The sequence below is a fragment of the Pseudomonas sp. DR208 genome (assembly GCF_019823005.1).
GTDB lineage: Bacteria > Pseudomonadota > Gammaproteobacteria > Pseudomonadales > Pseudomonadaceae > Aquipseudomonas > Aquipseudomonas extremorientalis.
This window is the reverse complement of sequence record NZ_CP081944.1, coordinates 3,903,739-3,921,117: the sequence shown is the minus strand read 5'-3', so window position 1 is coordinate 3,921,117 and position 17,379 is coordinate 3,903,739. Positions and strand designations below refer to the sequence as shown.

17 protein-coding genes are annotated in these 17,379 nt (G+C 61.7%); 14 read left to right on the top strand and 3 right to left on the bottom strand.

Annotation, left to right across the window (positions count from 1 at the left end; genetic code table 11):
- Positions 1–102: 102 nt before the first annotated feature.
- Positions 103–1,011, bottom strand: coding sequence for a MurR/RpiR family transcriptional regulator (locus tag K5K89_RS17825; RefSeq protein WP_058425739.1), 909 nt, complete (start codon positions 1,009–1,011; stop codon positions 103–105).
- Between the two features lie 283 nt (positions 1,012–1,294).
- On the opposite strand from K5K89_RS17825, the gene iolC reads away from it, so the two are divergent.
- The 14 genes from iolC to K5K89_RS17755 all read left to right on the top strand — a co-directional run bounded on the left by iolC (position 1,295) and on the right by K5K89_RS17755 (position 16,824).
- Complete coding sequence (iolC, locus tag K5K89_RS17820) at positions 1,295–3,232, top strand: bifunctional 5-dehydro-2-deoxygluconokinase/5-dehydro-2-deoxyphosphogluconate aldolase (protein WP_222539928.1); 1,938 nt, start codon at positions 1,295–1,297, stop codon at positions 3,230–3,232.
- A 170-nt stretch (positions 3,233–3,402) separates the two neighbouring features.
- Positions 3,403–4,296, top strand: coding sequence for a myo-inosose-2 dehydratase (iolE, locus tag K5K89_RS17815; protein WP_093126966.1), 894 nt, complete (start codon positions 3,403–3,405; stop codon positions 4,294–4,296).
- Positions 4,293–5,081, top strand: coding sequence for a 5-deoxy-glucuronate isomerase (gene iolB / locus K5K89_RS17810; RefSeq protein WP_071490060.1), 789 nt, complete (start codon positions 4,293–4,295; stop codon positions 5,079–5,081). The genes iolE and iolB overlap by 4 nt, the downstream gene beginning before the upstream one ends.
- A gap of 29 nt (positions 5,082–5,110) precedes the next feature.
- On the top strand, positions 5,111–5,926 hold the full coding sequence (locus K5K89_RS17805; protein ID WP_222539927.1) for a TIM barrel protein: 816 nt from the start codon (positions 5,111–5,113) through the stop codon (positions 5,924–5,926).
- A 10-nt stretch (positions 5,927–5,936) separates the two neighbouring features.
- Positions 5,937–7,868 (top strand): 3D-(3,5/4)-trihydroxycyclohexane-1,2-dione acylhydrolase (decyclizing), encoded by a 1,932-nt coding sequence (iolD, locus tag K5K89_RS17800; RefSeq protein ID WP_092245568.1) that lies wholly within the window; start codon positions 5,937–5,939, stop codon positions 7,866–7,868.
- 19 nt (positions 7,869–7,887) lie between these two features.
- The gene (locus K5K89_RS17795) at positions 7,888–8,898 is read left to right on the top strand and encodes a Gfo/Idh/MocA family protein (protein WP_092245565.1); all 1,011 of its coding nucleotides are present in this window, start codon (positions 7,888–7,890) and stop codon (positions 8,896–8,898) included.
- Between the two features lie 91 nt (positions 8,899–8,989).
- Positions 8,990–10,018, top strand: a complete 1,029-nt coding sequence (locus K5K89_RS17790) for a Gfo/Idh/MocA family oxidoreductase (protein ID WP_222539926.1) — start codon at positions 8,990–8,992, stop codon at positions 10,016–10,018.
- Positions 10,019–10,169: 151 nt separating this feature from the next.
- The gene (locus K5K89_RS17785; RefSeq protein ID WP_188322575.1) at positions 10,170–10,346 is read left to right on the top strand and encodes a hypothetical protein; all 177 of its coding nucleotides are present in this window, start codon (positions 10,170–10,172) and stop codon (positions 10,344–10,346) included.
- Between the two features lie 48 nt (positions 10,347–10,394).
- Positions 10,395–11,324: a sugar ABC transporter substrate-binding protein gene (locus tag K5K89_RS17780; RefSeq protein WP_071490055.1), complete on the top strand. Its 930-nt coding sequence runs from the start codon at positions 10,395–10,397 to the stop codon at positions 11,322–11,324.
- A gap of 65 nt (positions 11,325–11,389) precedes the next feature.
- Entirely contained in the window at positions 11,390–12,943 is a 1,554-nt protein-coding gene (locus K5K89_RS17775) for a sugar ABC transporter ATP-binding protein (protein ID WP_071490054.1), read from the top strand.
- Between the two features lie 26 nt (positions 12,944–12,969).
- Positions 12,970–13,992 carry an ABC transporter permease gene (locus tag K5K89_RS17770; protein ID WP_016975559.1) on the top strand — a complete coding sequence of 341 codons (1,023 nt, stop codon included), beginning with the start codon at positions 12,970–12,972 and terminating at the stop codon, positions 13,990–13,992.
- A gap of 331 nt (positions 13,993–14,323) precedes the next feature.
- The gene (locus tag K5K89_RS17765) at positions 14,324–14,728 is read left to right on the top strand and encodes a TraR/DksA family transcriptional regulator (protein ID WP_003191666.1); all 405 of its coding nucleotides are present in this window, start codon (positions 14,324–14,326) and stop codon (positions 14,726–14,728) included.
- 95 nt (positions 14,729–14,823) lie between these two features.
- The gene (locus tag K5K89_RS17760) at positions 14,824–16,506 is read left to right on the top strand and encodes a methyl-accepting chemotaxis protein (RefSeq protein WP_409996274.1); all 1,683 of its coding nucleotides are present in this window, start codon (positions 14,824–14,826) and stop codon (positions 16,504–16,506) included.
- Positions 16,507–16,620: 114 nt separating this feature from the next.
- A complete protein-coding gene (locus K5K89_RS17755; protein ID WP_071490052.1) occupies positions 16,621–16,824 on the top strand; it encodes a hypothetical protein in 204 nt (67 codons plus the stop codon).
- Positions 16,825–16,831: 7 nt separating this feature from the next.
- Here the strand turns inward: K5K89_RS17755 and K5K89_RS17750 are convergent, their stop codons facing one another.
- Positions 16,832–17,068, bottom strand: a complete 237-nt coding sequence (locus K5K89_RS17750) for a DUF2789 domain-containing protein (protein ID WP_071490051.1) — start codon at positions 17,066–17,068, stop codon at positions 16,832–16,834.
- Between the two features lie 67 nt (positions 17,069–17,135).
- Positions 17,136–17,366, bottom strand: coding sequence for a hypothetical protein (locus K5K89_RS17745; RefSeq protein ID WP_222539925.1), 231 nt, complete (start codon positions 17,364–17,366; stop codon positions 17,136–17,138).
- Between the last annotated feature and the right edge of the window lie 13 nt (positions 17,367–17,379).

Sequence of the window (17,379 nt, the reverse complement as noted above, 5' to 3'; positions counted from 1 at the left end):
GGCTTGCCCCCGATAGCGCAGGATCAGGCACAAATCCAGTGACTGACACACCGCTATCGGGAGCAAGCTCCCTCCCACAAGGGATCTCCAACGCCGGCAGGTTCAGTCGTCGAACCCGACCTGCTCGTGAATCTCATCCACCTTCAACTCCAACCGGTACGCCACCGCAATAAACAACGCCTGGCACAGGCACAAGGTGGCACTCAACGAGCGGAAGGCGAACGACGAGCCTTCATTCACCAACAGCACCGCGTTAGCCCGCTTGGCCAGGGGCGACAGGTTGCTGTCGGTGATGATCAGCGTCTTGGCCTGGTGGTGCTGGGCGATGCGCAGGCAGTGCTGGGTCTCTTTGCCGTAGGGCGTGAAACTGATGGCGATCACCAGGTCATTGGCGCGCACGCTGCGCATCTGCTCGCGGTAGCTGCCGCCCAGGCCCGAGATCAGGTGGATGCGCTTGTTGGTGTGCTGCAGGTTGTAGACCAGGTAATCGGCCACCGCAAAGGAACGGCGCACGCCGACCACGTAGATATTGTCGGCGTTGACCACCAGGTCCACGGCTTTGTCGAACGCGGCATCGTCGAGCTCCAGCCCCAGACGCTCGATGCCGGACAAGGTCGCGTTGACGCATTCGCGCGCCAGGTCGCCGCCGCTGGCTTTCTGCGACTTGTTGGCGATCATGCTGCGGATGCGTTGCTGGTAGTTCTGCACCGGCGTGGTTTTGTGGGTGTAGGCCTCGCGGAACAGCGCCTGCATCTCGCTGAACCCACTGAACCCGAAACGCTGCGAGAAACGCACGATGGCCGACGGGTGCACTTCGCATTCACGGGCGATGTCGCTGATGCGGTCGACCATGATCCGGTCGCTCTGCTGGCTCATGTAGCTGGCGATGCGCTTGAGCTGGCGCGGCAGGCTCTCGTATTCGTCGGTGATCAGCTGCAACAGGCGCTCGGCATTGATCGGAGGGCTGGCGATAGAGTCTTCCAGGGTGGTCTCGGGATCGGTGCGGGACATGGGCAATCCTTCTGGCGTTTTCGTCTGTTGCGCTGATGGGTGGCGCAAGTCTACAGGGTAGGCGCAAAAAAATACCCCGGCATCACGGCCGGCGTGGCCTGCTGAAACGATGCAGTGTGGTGGAAGCGCCCCTGTACGAGCTTAATGGAAAAAATATTCCAATGAAAAAATATATGGAATAAATATTGATTGGTGCCGCCGGACGTTCTAGTCTGCTCCTACCAAGAGCGTTTGCCGCCCCACGGCGGCACAACGCAGGCTGATAAAAATAACAGGAGCCAGCATGGGCCAGACTCGTTTTGCCAGTGGGCGTCAATTGGATCTGATTTGCCTCGGGCGCCTGGGCGTCGACCTCTATGCACAGCAAGTCGGTGCGCGGCTTGAGGACGTGTCCAGCTTCGCCAAGTACCTCGGCGGGTCCTCCGCCAACATCGCCTTCGGCACTGCCAGGCTCGGGCTCAAGTCGGCGATGCTGAGCCGGGTCGGCGACGACCACATGGGCCGCTTCCTGGTGGAGTCCCTGGCCCGCGAAGGCTGCGATGTCAGCGGCATCAAGGTCGACCCGGAACGCCTCACCGCCCTGGTGTTGCTCGGCCTCAAGGACCGCGAAACCTTCCCCCTGGTGTTCTACCGCGAAAACTGCGCCGACATGGCCTTGCGTGCCGAAGACGTCAACGAAGCCTTTATCGCGTCCAGTAAAGCCCTGCTGATCACAGGCACGCATTTCTCCACTGACGGCGTGTACAAGGCCAGCATCCAGGCGCTGGATTACGCGGCCAGGCACAACGTCAAGCGTGTGCTGGATATCGATTACCGCCCGGTGCTGTGGGGCCTGGCGGGCAAGGCCGATGGCGAAACCCGTTTTGTTGCCGACCAGAATGTCAGCCAGCACGTGCAGAAGATCCTGCCGCGCTTCGACCTGATCGTCGGCACCGAAGAAGAATTCCTCATCGCGGGCGGCAGTGAAGACTTGCTCACCGCGTTGCGCAAGGTGCGCGAACTGACCCCGGCGACCCTGGTGGTCAAGCTTGGCCCGCAAGGCTGCACGGTCATCCACGGCGCCATCCCCGCACGCTTGGAAGACGGCGCCATCTACCCCGGCGTGCGCGTGGAAGTGCTTAACGTGCTGGGGGCCGGCGATGCGTTCATGTCGGGCTTCCTCAGCGGCTGGCTCAACGATGCCAGCGACGAGCGTTGCAGCCAGTTGGCCAATGCCTGCGGTGGCCTGGTGGTTTCGCGCCACGCCTGCGCACCGGCGATGCCGACGCCGGCGGAGCTGGAATACCTGTTCAACAGCCCGGTGCCGATTACCCGTCCGGACCAGGACGTGACCCTGCAACGCCTGCACCGTGTGACGGTACCGCGCAAATGCTGGAAGCAGCTGTTCGTGTTTGCCTTCGACCACCGCTGGCAACTGGTGGACCTGGCACAAAAGGGCGGCCAGGACCTTGCGCGCATCAGCGAGGCCAAGCAACTGTTTATCCAGGCCATCGAACGCGTCGAGCAAAAGCTCGCCGAACAAGGCGTAGAGGCCGATGTCGGCCTGCTCGCCGACCAGCGCTTCGGCCAGGACGCACTCAACGCCGCCAGCGGTCGTGGCTGGTGGATCGCGCGCCCGGTGGAAGTGCAGAACTCGCGGCCGCTGGCGTTTGAGCATGGCCGTTCGGTGGGCAGCAACCTGATTGCCTGGCCCCAGGAACAGATCATCAAGTGCCTGGTGCAATTCCATCCGGATGACGAACCGCTGCTGCGCCTGGAACAGGAAGCGCAACTGAAAGCGGTGTACGAAGCGTCGATTGTCAGCGGTCATGAACTGCTGCTGGAAGTCATCCCACCCAAAGACCACCCGTCCACCTATCCCGACGTGCTCTATCGCAGCCTCAAGCGCCTGTACAACCTGGGGATCTACCCGGCGTGGTGGAAGATCGAGGCGCAATCGGCCGAGGACTGGCGCAAGCTCGACGCCCTGATCCAGGAGCGCGACCCCTACTGCCGTGGCGTGGTGCTGCTGGGCCTGAATGCCTCGGCCGAATGCCTCGCCGATGGCTTCCAGCAGGCCCGCCTGAGCACCACCTGCCGAGGCTTTGCCGTGGGCCGCACGATCTTCCAGGCGCCGAGCCGGGCGTGGATGGCGGGGGAGATCGACGATGAAACCCTGATCCAGCAGGTGCAGGCCACGTTCGAACAACTGATCAACGCCTGGCGCAGTTCCCGAGGCTAAACCCAGTTCTTGATTTGAAATGCAATCCAATGTGGGAGGGGGCTTGCCCCCGATTGCGGTTGTTCAGTGACAGCAGTGGTGTCTGACACTCAGCTATCGGGGGCAAGCCCCCTCCCACATACAGCAAAAAGCAGATCTCAGTGATACCTGAAAATAATAAAGGTGCAGCCATGCCCGCAATCCGAATTGGCATCAACCCGATCTCCTGGAGCAACGACGACCTGCCGGCCCTGGGCGGTGAAACGCCCCTGAGCACCGCCCTCAGCGAAGGCAAGGAAATCGGCTACGAAGGCTTCGAGCTCAACGGCAAATTCCCCAAGGACGCCAAGGGCGTTGGCGATGTGTTGCGCCCGTATGACCTGGCGCTGGTTTCCGGCTGGTACTCCAGCCGCCTGGCCCGGCGCTCGGTGGCGGAAGAAATCGAGGCCATCGCCGGCCATGTCGAGTTGCTCAAACAGAACGGCGCCTCGGTACTGGTCTACGGCGAAGTGGCCGATTCGATCCAGGGCTCGCGCATCCGCCTGATCGAGCGCCCGCGTTTCCACAGCGAACAGGCCTGGCAGGACTATGCCGACAAACTCACCGAACTGGCGCGGTTCACCCTGTCCCAGGGTGTGCGCCTGGCGTATCACCACCATATGGGCGCGTACGTCGAGTCCCCGGAAGACATCGACCAACTGATGCAACGCACCGGCCCCGAAGTCGGCCTGCTGTTCGATTCGGGCCATTGCTACATGGGCGGCGGCGAGCCTCTCGCGGTGCTGCGCAAACATATCGACCGCGTCTGTCATGTGCATTTCAAGGACGTGCGCAAACCGGTGGTGCAACTGGCGCGCAACCAGATGTGGAGTTTTCCCGACTGCATCGTCAACGGCACCTTCACCGTGCCCGGCGATGGCGATATCGACTTCGCCGAACTGCTCGATGTGCTGCTGGCCGCCCACTATGAAGGTTGGCTGGTGGTGGAAGCCGAACAGGACCCGGCCGTGGCGCCCAGCTATATCTATGCGAAAAAAGGCTACGACACCTTGCGTGCGCTTCTGAATGAGAGGACCGGACAATGAGCTTGTTGGTCAAAAGCAGCAAACGCGGGCAGACCATGGTCGCCCTGGAGCCCGGGCGCCTGGAGTACGTAGGGTTCGCCGCCTACCGCCTGAGCCTGGGCGAAACCCTGCCGGTCAGCGCCGGAGACCAGGAGTTGTGCCTGGTATTGCTCAGCGGCCGCGTAAACATCGAGGGGGAGGGCTTCAACTGGCAGAACCTGGGGGATCGCCAATCGGTGTTTGAAGACAAATCGCCGTTCGCCGCTTACCTGCCGCCGGGCACCGATGCCCAGGTCACCGCCTTGAGCGATGTGCAGATTGCGGTCTGCGCCGCGCCCGGCGCCGAAGGCTACGAACCGCGGCTGATCCGCCCGGAAACCTGCAAGCGCAGCGTGCGCGGCAAAGGTGCAAACACCCGCTACGTGTGCGACATCCTGCCCGACAGCGAGCCAGCCCATTCGCTGCTGGTGGTGGAGGTGCGCACGCCGTCCGGGCATTCGTCGAGCTACCCGCCGCACAAACACGACACCGATGACTTGCCGCGCCAGAGCTTCCTCGAAGAGACCTACTACCACCAGATCAATCCGCCCCAGGGCTTTGTGTTCCAGCGCGTCTATACCGACGACCGCAGCATTGACCAGGCCATGGCCGTGGAAAACAGCGACCTGGTCGTCGTGCCCAAGGGCTATCACCCGGTCAGCGTGCCCTATGGCTACGAGTCCTATTACCTGAACGTGATGGCCGGCCCCAAGCGCGCCTGGCATTTCCACAACGACCCGCAGCACAGCTGGCTGCTGGACCTCTAATCAGCGGTTCCGGACGGAGAATAACAACAATGAAGTCGCCTCTACGTTTCGCCCTTAACCGCATCGTCGCGCCCAACCTGTCCCTGCCGGATTTCATCCAGCTGGCGGCGGCGCTCAAGTGCGATGCCATCGAGTTGCGCAATGACCTGGCGGACAAGCAGATCGAGTTCGGCACCCCGGCCAGCCGCGTGCGTGAGTTGTGCGCGGTGCAGGGCATCACGGTGCTGTCGATCAACGCGCTGTATCCCTTTGATGTGTGGAACGACGAGCGCCGTGCCCAGGCAATCCAGATGGCGACCTATGCCCGCGAGTGCGGCGCCCAGGGCCTGGTGATGTGCCCGCTCAACGAGCCGGGCGACACCCGCAACGAAGCCCAGCGTGCAGCCGGCTTGCGCACGGCCTTGAGCGAGCTGGCGCCGATCCTGCGCGAGTACGGCATCCTCGGGTTTATCGAGCCCCTGGGCTTTGAAGAGTGTGCGCTGCGGCGCAAACGCGTGGCGGTGGACGCGATCAAGTCCATCGGCGGCCTGGATGTGTTCCGGCTGGTGCACGACACCTTCCATCATCACCTGGCCAGCGAACATGAGTTCTTCCCGGAGTTGACCGGCCTGGTGCATATCTCCGGCGTCGAAGATGCCCAAGCGCCGCTGAGTTCGATTCGCGACGGCCACCGCGTGCTGGTGGGCGAGGGCGACATCCTCGGCAATGCGGCGCAGATCGACACCTTGCTCAGCACCGGCTACAGCGGCTACCTGTCGTTCGAGCCGTTTGCCGAGAGCGTGCACGGGCTGGCGGATATCCAGCAGGCCTTGGGCGCAAGCATCGCCCACCTGCAGAAACGATAAGGGGCGCGACATGACCACAACCCGACTGACCATGGCCCAGGCCTTGGTGAAGTTCCTGGACAACCAATACATCGAAGTCGATGGCGTGCAGAGCAAGTTCGTCGCCGGGGTATTCACCATTTTCGGCCACGGCAACGTGCTGGGCCTGGGCCAGGCCCTGGAGCAGGACAGCGGCGACCTGGTGGTGCACCAGGGCCGCAACGAGCAAGGCATGGCCCATGCGGCGATCGGTTTCGCCAAGCAGCACCTGCGCCGCAAGATCTACGCGTGTACGGCGTCCGTCGGCCCAGGCGCTGCCAATATGCTGACCGCCGCCGCGACCGCCACGGCCAACCGTATCCCGTTGTTGCTGTTGCCCGGCGATGTGTACGCCAGCCGCCAGCCTGACCCGGTGCTGCAACAGATCGAGCAGTTCCACGACTTGAGCATCAGCACCAACGATGCCTTCCGCTCGGTCAGCAAATACTGGGACCGCATCAACCGCCCCGAGCAGTTGATGAGCGCCGCGATCCACGCCATGCGTGTGCTCACCGATCCGGCTGAAACCGGCGCGGTGACCCTGGCATTGCCCCAGGATGTGCAGGCCGAGGCCTGGGATTATCCGGATTATTTCCTGCACAAACGTGTGCACCGTATCGAGCGTCGCCCGGCCACCGGCGCGATGATCGGTGATGCATTGGCCGCCTTCCGGGGCAAGCGCAAGCCGCTGATCATCTGCGGTGGCGGTGTTAAGTACTCCGGCGCGAATGCCGCGCTGCAAGCCTTTGCCGAACGCTTTGATATTCCCTTCGCCGAGACCCAGGCGGGCAAGAGCGCCGTGGTCTCCAGCCATCCGCTGAACGTGGGTGGCATTGGCGAAACCGGCTGCCTGGCGGCCAACCTGCTGGCGCCCGAGGCCGACCTGATCATTGGTGTGGGCACGCGTTACACTGACTTCACCACCTCGTCCAAATCGCTGTTCAAGCACCCTGAGGTGACGTTCCTCAACCTCAATGTCAGCCCCTGCGATGCCTTGAAGCTCGACGGCGTGCAAGTGCTGGCCGATGCGCAAGTGGCCCTCGAAGCATTGGCCGATGCCCTCGGCGATTACCGCTCCGGCTGGGGTGGGCAGGTCGTCGCGGCCAAGGCGCAGTTGGACGCCGAAGTGGATCGTGTGCACCAGGTGGAATATGACGGCGACGGGTTTGTGCCCGAGGTCGACGACCGTCTCGACCGTGGCGTGCTGCGTGAATTCATCGAGCTGACCGGCTCGTGCCTGACCCAGAGCCGTGTACTGGGTGTGCTCAACCAGACCCTGGCCGACGACGCGATCATCGTCGCCGCCGCCGGCAGCCTGCCCGGCGACCTGCAACGCGCCTGGCGCAGCAAGGGCGTCAACACCTACCACGTCGAATACGGCTACTCGTGCATGGGCTACGAGATCAACGCGGCGCTCGGCGTGAAACTCGCCGAGCCGACTAAAGAGGTGTACGCACTGGTCGGCGATGGCTCCTACATGATGTTGCACTCGGAGCTGGCCACCTCGATCCAGGAGCGGCGCAAGATCAACGTGGTGCTGCTCGACAACATGGCGTTCGGCTGCATCAACAACCTGCAGATCGGCAACGGCATGGACAGCTTCGGCACCGAATTCCGCTACCGCAACCCCGAGAGCGGCAAGCTTGACGGCGGCCTGGTGCCGGTGGACTTCGCCATGAGCGCGGCGGCCTATGGCTGCAAGACCTACAAGGTCAGCACCGTGGAGCAACTCGAAGCCGCGCTGGCGGATGCGCGTATACAAACGGTGTCGACGCTGATCGATATCAAGGTGCTGCCCAAGACCATGGTCCACGGCTACCTGTCGTGGTGGCGAGTGGGTGTGGCGCAAGTGTCCACCAGCGAACGCACGAATGCCGCTGCGAAAAAACTCAATGAACACCTGGCGAAGGCCCGGCAGTACTAATAACAAGAGGAGTGTTTGTATGTCTTTGAAGCTAGGTGTCATCGGTACAGGCGCTATCGGCCGGGACCATATCCGTCGTTGCAGCCAGACCTTGCTCAACAGCCAGGTGGTGGCGGTGACTGACATCAACCTGGAGCAGGCCGCCAAGGTCGTCGCCGATTTGAAGCTGGACGCCGAGGTGTACGCTGACGGCCATGCGCTGATCAACTCGCCGCAGGTCGAGGCCGTGCTGGTGACGTCCTGGGGACCGAGCCACGAAGAGTTTGTGCTCGCAGCGATTGCCGCCGGCAAACCGGTGTTCTGCGAGAAACCCCTGGCGGTCACCGCCGAGGGCTGTCGCAGGATCGTCGACGCCGAAGTCGCCTACGGCAAGCGCCTGGTGCAGGTCGGCTTCATGCGCCCGTATGACGAAGGCTATCGCGCACTCAAGGCCGTGATCGACAGCGGCCAGATCGGCGAGCCGCTGATGCTGCACTGCGCGCACCGTAACCCGACGGTGGGCGAAAACTACAAGACCGACATGGCGATCACCGACACCTTGATCCACGAACTGGATGTGCTCCGTTGGCTGCTCAATGACGACTACGTGTCGGTGCAGGTAGTGTTCCCGCGCAAATCCAGCAAGGCCCTGGCCCACCTGCGTGACCCGCAGATCGTGCTGCTGGAAACCGCCAAGGGCACGCGCATCGACGTGGAAGTGTTTGTGAACTGCCAGTACGGCTACGACATCCAGTGTGAAGTGGTGGGGGAGACCGGCATCGCCAAGCTGCCGGAGCCTTCCCAGGTGCAACTGCGCAGTGGCGCGAAGTTGTCCAACGCGATCCTGATGGACTGGAAGGATCGGTTTATCGGCGCGTATGACGTGGAATTGCAGGCGTTCATCGACAGTGTGCGCGCCGGGCAGGTCGGTGGGCCGTCGGCGTGGGATGGCTTTGCCGCAGCGGTGGCGGCGGATGCGTGTATTGAAGCGCAGGGCAGTGAGCAGATTGTGAAGGTGAGCTTGCCGGATCGCCCACGTTTCTACGGCTGAATCACTGAAGAAATGCTGTGAAAAATGTGGGAGGGGGCTTGCCCCCTCCCACATTTGAATCGGGTTTTCACTTCAAGCAAGGAGTGTAGGTATGCGAATCGGACTAGTCGGCTACGGCCATGGAGGGCGCTTCTTTCATGCGCCGCTGATTGCCACATTGGCCGGTGCCACATTTGTCGGCGTGGTCACCAGGTCTGCGGAACGCCGCCAGCAACTGGCAACCGACCACCCAGGCCTCAATGCCTTCGACTCCATCGGCCAGATCGTCGAAGCTGGCGTCGACGCCCTGGTCATCTCCACCACCCTCAAGGGCCGCCCCGCGCTGGTACTCGAGGCCATCGAACACGGCGTAACCGTGGTCAGCGACAAACCCTTCGCCGCCAGCGCCGAACAGGCCCAGGCATTGATCACAGCCGCCGAACGCCAGGGCTCGCTGCTCAGCGTCTACCAGAACCGGCGCTGGGACTCGGACTACCTGACCCTGCGCAAACTCATCGACGCCGGCGCCCTGGGCACAATCACCCGCTTTGAATCCCGCGTGGAGCGCTACAGCCCGCAAGCCGTGGGCAACGCCAGCGGTGGCGGTTGGCTGCGCGACCTGGGCAGCCACCTGGTCGATCAGGCCCTGCAACTGTTCGGCCCGGTGGATCGGGTGTTCGCCCAGTTGCACTACACCGCCGAACACCCCACGGTGGACCACGGTTTTTTTGTCTCCCTGACCCATGCCAACGGCGTCATCTCGCACTTGTGGGGCAATGCCTTGCAGAACTGTCAGGCCCCGCGTTTCAGAGTCAGTGGCACCGCCGGTTGCTACACCGTCGACGGCCTGGACGGTCAGGAAGAAGCGCTGCTGGCCGGCAAGTCGCCGAAAACCGAAGGCGAGCATTGGGGGGCAGAGGAACACCGACGCTGGGGCTGGTTCGAGCAAGGCGCGGAACGCGAGCGAGTGCCGTCGGAGAAAGGCTGCTGGACGCAGTTCTATCGCCAGTTGCAAATAGCCGTGCAAGGTCAGGGACCGCTGCCGGTGGATGCGCATGAGGCGCTGGAAACCACTCGTCTGTTGGACGCCGCGCGCCTGAGCGCGGAGCGTCGGCAAGTGATCGAGACAGCTCTGCCGTAGGAGATTTCGATAAAAATAGAACAAAATTCTAAATAGTGTTGATATGGAAATTATTTTCCAATAAAGTCTTTTCCAGGTTGCAGAAAGTACGTCCGGACTCGATCCTGGCGACTCAACAAAAACAAGATCAAAAACAACCAGGTACCGTCAGATGAAAATCTTCAACGCTGTACTGCGAGTTTTACGCCCTGCCCAAACGCCACGCGGACTGCCCCGCGCTCGGCCGTTCTACTTCTCCTTCCTTAATGTGCTGTGCGTCGAAAACCAGGGCGCGCTGGTGTGCTGCATTCCCGGCGCGCCGGTCGTCCGGCTGCCTGCCGAGCTCTGATAAACGCAACGTCCAGAAAACCAACAAGAAAGTGGAGACAGACCGTTCATGAAGACCCCGATCCGTTTTACCGCGCTGGCCTTGTCCATGCTGCTCGCCAGCGGTGTTGCCGCGGCTGCCGATCTCAAGATAGGCGTGAGCATGTCCGCCTTCGATGACACCTTCCTCACCTACCTGCGCGAAGACATGGACAAGCAAGCCAAGTCCTACCCCAAGGGTGACGGCGTGCAGTTGCAGTTCGAAGATGCCCGTGCCGACGTGGTCAAGCAGTTGAGCCAGGTCGAGAACTTTATCAGCCAGAAAGTCGACGCGATCATCGTCAACCCGGTGGACACCGCCTCGACAGCCAACATCATCAAGGCCGCCACGGCGGCGAAAATCCCCCTGGTGTTCGTCAACCGCCGTCCTGACAGCCCGACCCTGGCGCCGGGCGTAGCGGCGGTGACCTCCGACGACGTCGAGGCCGGCAAGCTGCAGATGCAGTACATCGCCGAAAAGCTCGGCGGCAAGGGCAATATCGTGATCCTGCTGGGCGATCTGGCGAACAACTCCACCACCAACCGCACCAAGGGGGTCAAGGAAGTCCTGACCCAATACCCGGGCATCAAGATCGAACAGGAACAGACCGGGATCTGGTTGCGTGACAAGGGCATGACCCTGGTCAACGACTGGCTGACCCAGGGCCGTGAATTCAACGCGGTGTTGGCCAACAACGATGAAATGGCCATTGGCGCGTCCATGGCGCTGAAATCGGCGGGCAAGAAGGGCGTGTTGATCGCTGGTGTCGATGGCACGCCGGACGGCTTGAACGCGATCACCAAGGGGGACATGACCGTGTCGGCCTTCCAGGATGCCAAGGGCCAGGCGGACAAGTCGGTGGAGACCGCGCGCAAGATGGCCCGGAACGAGCCCATCGAGCAGAACGTGGTGATCCCGTTCCAGCTGATCACCCCGGACAACGTCAAAGACTTCAAGTAGTCCCTACATAACAACAATAAGCCGGCAGGGCGGTCGTGCCCGCCTTGCCGATGGAGTACCTTCCTATGCTCGCTCAAGCCGCTGTCTCGCAGCCTCCCGGTATCCAGCCGCTGCCGCTGGACGAACCCTACCTGCTGGAAATCGTCAACATCAGCAAAGGCTTTCCCGGCGTCGTGGCCCTGGCCGACGTGCAGTTGCGCGTTCGCCCTGGCACGGTGCTGGCGCTGATGGGCGAGAACGGTGCGGGCAAGTCGACGCTGATGAAAATCATCGCTGGCATCTACCAGCCCGATGCCGGCGAGATTCGCCTGCGCGGCAAGCCGATTGTGTTTGAAACCCCCCTGGCGGCCCAGAAGGCCGGGATCGCGATGATCCACCAGGAACTCAACCTGATGCCGCACATGAGCATCGCCGAGAACATCTGGATCGGCCGCGAGCAGCTCAACAGCCTGCACATGGTCAACCACCGCGAAATGCATCGCTGCACCGCCGAGTTGCTGGCGCGCCTGCGCATCAACCTGGACCCCGAGGAACACGTGGGCAACCTGAGCATCGCCGAACGGCAGATGGTCGAGATTGCCAAGGCGGTGTCCTATGACTCCGACATCCTGATCATGGATGAGCCGACCTCGGCCATTACCGAGAAGGAAGTGGCCCATCTGTTTTCGATCATTGCCGACCTCAAGGCCCAGGGCAAAGGCATCGTCTACATCACGCACAAAATGAACGAAGTGTTCGCCATCGCCGATGAAGTGGCGGTGTTCCGCGACGGCCAGTACATCGGCCTGCAGCGCGCCGACAGCATGAACAGCGACAGCCTGATCTCGATGATGGTCGGCCGTGAGCTGAGCCAATTGTTCCCGGTGCGCGAGACGCCCATCGGCGATCTGCTGCTGTCGGTACGCGACCTTAGCCTGGACGGCGTGTTCAAGGACGTGTCCTTCGATCTGCATGCTGGCGAGATCCTCGGCATCGCCGGGTTGATGGGCTCGGGCCGTACCAACGTGGCCGAAACCATTTTCGGCATCACCCCCAGCAGCGGCGGCCAGATCACCCTGGATGGCAAGGCGGTGCGCATTACCGACCCGCACATGGCCATCGAGAAAGGTTTTGCCCTGTTGACCGAGGACCGCAAGCTCAGTGGCCTGTTCCCGTGCCTGTCGGTGCTGGAAAACATGGAAATGGCGGTGCTGCCGCACTACACCGGCAACGGCTTTATCCAGCAGAAAGCCCTGCGAGCGCTGTGCGAAGACATGTGCAAGAAGCTGCGGGTGAAAACCCCCTCCCTTGAGCAGTGCATCGACACCTTGTCCGGCGGCAACCAGCAGAAGGCCTTGCTCGCGCGCTGGCTGATGACCAACCCGCGCCTGCTGATCCTCGATGAACCGACCCGGGGCATTGACGTGGGCGCCAAGGCCGAGATCTACCGGCTGATCTCGTTCCTCGCCAGTGAAGGCATGGCGGTGATCATGATTTCTTCCGAGCTGCCCGAAGTGCTGGGCATGAGCGACCGGGTCATGGTGATGCACGAGGGCGAATTGATGGGCACCCTGGACCGCAGCGATGCGACCCAGGAAAAAGTCATGCAGTTGGCCTCCGGGATGACCGCAGTCCACTGACGTACAGAATAAAAAGGTGATGGGCTATGAACGCAATAACAGATAACAAACCTGCGACGGTGCCAACCAAAAGTCGTCGACGCATGCCCACCGAGCTGAGCATCTTCCTGGTGCTGATCGGCATTGGCCTGGTGTTTGAATTGTTCGGCTGGATCGTGCGCGACCAGAGCTTCCTGATGAACTCCCAGCGCCTGGTGCTGATGATCCTGCAAGTGTCGATCATAGGCCTGCTGGCAATTGGCGTGACACAGGTGATCATCACGACGGGGATTGATCTGTCTTCGGGCTCGGTGCTGGCACTTTCGGCGATGATTGCTGCCAGTTTGGCGCAGACGTCCGACTTTTCCCGGGCGGTGTTCCCCAGCCTGACCGACTTGCCGGTATGGATTCCAGTGGCCATGGGGCTGGGCGTAGGACTGTTGGCGGGGGCGATCAACGGCAGCATCATTGCTGTCACCGGCATTCCGCCGTTCATTGCCACCCTGGGCATGATGGTCTCGGCCCGTGGCCTGGCGCGTTACTACACCGAAGGCCAGCCGGTGAGCATGCTCTCGGACTCGTACACGGCCATTGGCCACGGCGCGATGCCGGTGATCATCTTCCTGGTGGTGGCGGTGATCTTCCACATCGCCCTGCGCTACACCAAATACGGCAAGTACACCTACGCCATCGGCGGCAACATGCAGGCGGCGCGCACCTCTGGGATCAACGTCAAGCGCCACCTGATCATCGTGTACAGCATCGCCGGTTTGCTGGCAGGTCTGGCCGGGGTGGTGGCTTCGGCACGTGCTGCGACCGGGCAGGCGGGCATGGGCATGTCCTATGAACTGGATGCGATTGCCGCCGCAGTGATCGGTGGCACCAGCCTGGCGGGCGGGGTAGGGCGCATTACCGGCACGGTGATCGGCGCGCTGATCCTCGGGGTGATGGCCAGCGGGTTCACTTTTGTCGGGGTGGATGCGTATATCCAGGACATCATCAAGGGGCTGATCATTGTGGTGGCTGTGGTCATCGACCAATACCGCAACAAGCGCAAGCTCAAGCGCTGAGGCGCAGCGGCAAGCCTCAAGCTGCAAGCATGCTGATGTTTGCAGCTTGTCGCTTGCCGCTTGCGGCTTATAGCTGCTTCACGAACTTTCCTGCTATAAACGCACTCCGATAACCATTCGCCAAGCCCGTCCTGGTGCCTTTTGGGGTTATCCGGGAAAAAATGCCTGTCATTTCAGTTGCTGCGCTCTCAAGTCGGCCTTAGACTGCCGCCCCTCGTAAATTGAGTGCCGGGTGGCGCTTGAAATGGACGGCGCCTTTCCGAGACCTGCAGAGGCCTTCCGGAACGCTCCCTTATTCGCCTTAATGCACGTATTTTTTATAGAGAAATCAATGACAAAGGAAAAGTTGCTGGCCATGCCGGCGGATGACTACATGAATGCCGAACAGCACGCTTTTTTCGAGAAGTTGCTGCAAGACATGAAAGTGGAACACCACGAGCGCATTGAACAGAACCGTATCGCCATTGAAAGCCTTGACACCCCGGCCGACCCGGCCGACGCCGCTTCCGTTGAAGAAGAGCGTACCTGGCTGGTCAACGCCATCGACCGCGACCAGCGCATGCTGCCGCAGCTTGAGCGCGCGTTGGAGCGCATCAAGGAAGATTCCTTTGGCTGGTGTGACGACAGCGGCGAGCCTATCGGCCTCAAGCGCCTGCTGATCAGCCCCACCACCAAGTACTGCATCGAAGCGCAAGAGCGCCACGAGCAGATCGACAAGCACCAGCGCCAAGCCTGATGCGTTGAAGCTGGGGAGCCGCCACGCGGTTCCCCAGGGCAAGACCCGTTACACCCCGTCTATTGATCTGCTGCAAGCTACCCCACTAAAGGCCCATGGATAATGGCCCGATAGTGGCGTTTAATGCAGTGACAATAATGACAAGCAGTGGGGTAACGAAGATGGCTGGAGACGGACCTCTGATGGGCGCAGCCGTGTCACCGCAACCGGTGGCGCGCGGGCTGCCCGGCTGGCTCACGCCGTTGTTGCAGAGCACCGCCCTGGTGCTGGTACTGCTGGGCCTTGCGTTCGCCAGCCTGCCGCTCTACCTTTGCCTGCCACTGGTCCTATTGGTGATCTGGCTGCCTCGCCTGAAAAGTCGCACACCAGTGATTGCAGCTTCCGACGCCGCCGATGCCATTGGCGAGTTGACTCGTGATCTGTCGTATACCACCAGCCACAACGCACTTTCCGCCGCCGGCGTGGCCTATTCGGTCAAGCAACTGGCGGCGCGCCTGCAGTCGCAGTTGAGCGCGGCCAGGCAGATCGTCAGCAGTGCCGAGGTGATGATCGGCACCGAAAAAGTCACCTCCCAGCTCAGCCGTGAGGCGTTGGGGGCTGCGAGCCAGGCCCATCAGCGCAGCACCGAAGGCCGTGAAGTGCTTGCCCAGTCGATCAGCCGCATGCACCAGCTCAGCCAGCGGGCCAATGCCAGCCGTGAGTTGATTGAGGCCTTGAGCCAGCGCAGCGAGGAAATCCAGCGGGTGACCCTGGTGATCCAGTCCATCGCCAGCCAGACCAACCTGCTGGCGCTGAACGCGGCGATTGAAGCGGCGCGGGCCGGTGAGCATGGTCGCGGGTTTGCCGTGGTGGCGGATGAAGTGCGTGGGTTGGCCGGGCGTACTGCCACGGCCACCGATGAAGTCGGTGTGATGGTGGCCGACATCCAGCAACGCACTGCTCAGGTGGTAGAGCAGATTCGCCAGCTCTCGGCGGACCTGCACACCGGTGTCGAGCAGGTAGAGCACGCTGGCGAGCAGCTGCAAAATATCGCCAGCCTGGCGGCGGATGTGGAAGGCCAGGTCAATGAAATCGCCCAGGGTACCGACACCAACCGCACCCAGCTCGACAGCCTGTTCCATGCCGTGGAGCAGATGCGCAGCGACCTGGCCGTCAGCGATCAGCAAACCCGCCAGCTGGCGGATGCTGCCGTACAAATGGAAGGCCAGGCCGAAACCATCAGCGAGCGCCTGGCGGAAGTCGGGCTGGATGACTATCACCAGCGCATCTATGACCTGGCCCGCGAAGGTGCCAGTCGAATTGCCGCGCAATTCGAAGCCGATGTGCAACAGAACCGCATCAGCCTGGACGACCTGTTCGACCGCAGCTATACGCCGATCGCCAATACCAGCCCAATCAAGTACCACACCCGCTTCGACGGCTACACCGACCAGGTATTGCCAGCGATCCAGGAGGCGCTGTTGCCGCGTCATGAAGGGTTGGTGTTCGCCATCGCCTGCACGCCCCAGGGCTATGTGCCGACCCACAACAAGGCTTTTTCCCAGGCGCTGACCGGCGATGCGCAGGTGGACGCCGTGCAGAACCGCACCAAACGCAAGTTTGAAGACCGTACCGGAATCCGCTGCGGCAGCCATCAGCAGGCGGTGTTGTTGCAAACCTATACCCGCGACACGGGTGAGCTGATGCACGATCTGTCGGTGCCGATCATGGTCAAGGGCCGGCACTGGGGCGGTTTACGCCTGGGTTACAAGCCCGAGGCCGCGAAAGGCGGGCGTTAGGATTATTGCCGTTTATGCAAGGGAGCTATTCCGGTAATAGCTTTTTCAAGCGGACGTAAAACCGTAGCATGGGCAATATTGTTAGCCAGCTAACTAATGCTGTGGAGAAGCCCCATGCAAAACAAAGTCGATGTTGCCGTGATGATTGGCAGTGGTGTACCGCATGCCTTGCGGGCATTGGGTCAAAAGGCCTGTTGGGTGGTATTGCTCAACGGTGAGCAGCGCGGCACGGCGTTCGCCAGTCGCGATGAGGCAGAGGAGTGCAGGGCTGCCTGGCAGGCGCTGATGCGCCTGGAGCAGTCAGACAGCCTGCATTGAGGGCTGTTTAGTGCGACTGATGCAGGCGCTGGTTCAGCTCATCCACCGCGATAGCCCATTCGGCGTCGTCACGCAGTTCTTCCTTGAGAAAGCTGGCTTGTTGTGCAGACCAGAATGGCGCATCGATCAGTTTCACGTCTTCAGGCAACGGATGGGCGACGATAAATGCATCGATGGCGTCCGGGGTTGAATCCAGGCCCAATTGTTCAAACAGGGTTTCAAGGGTGGGGATTGGCGCGTCCATTTCGTTCTCCATGCAGGGGGGCGTTATGCATGGGAGGGTTGTAGCGCGGCGGAGTTCTATCGAATGTTCAGGAATTAAGGGCCCCGGCATCCACGGCAGTCTTTAACGCCCTGGCGGCCTCTTTTGCAGCGGCGGCGGCTGCGTCGACGGTTTTGAACCAGCGGTCTTTTTCCACTTGGTGCGTGCTGACAGTGGTCAGCGGTGGCTTGGCCCGCATCACGATCACTGCTTGAAACTCACCCTCTACTTCCCTTGCGTCGCCATGGATGAAAAATTCGCCGATATCAAATTCCGTCACGTAGAGCCTTCCC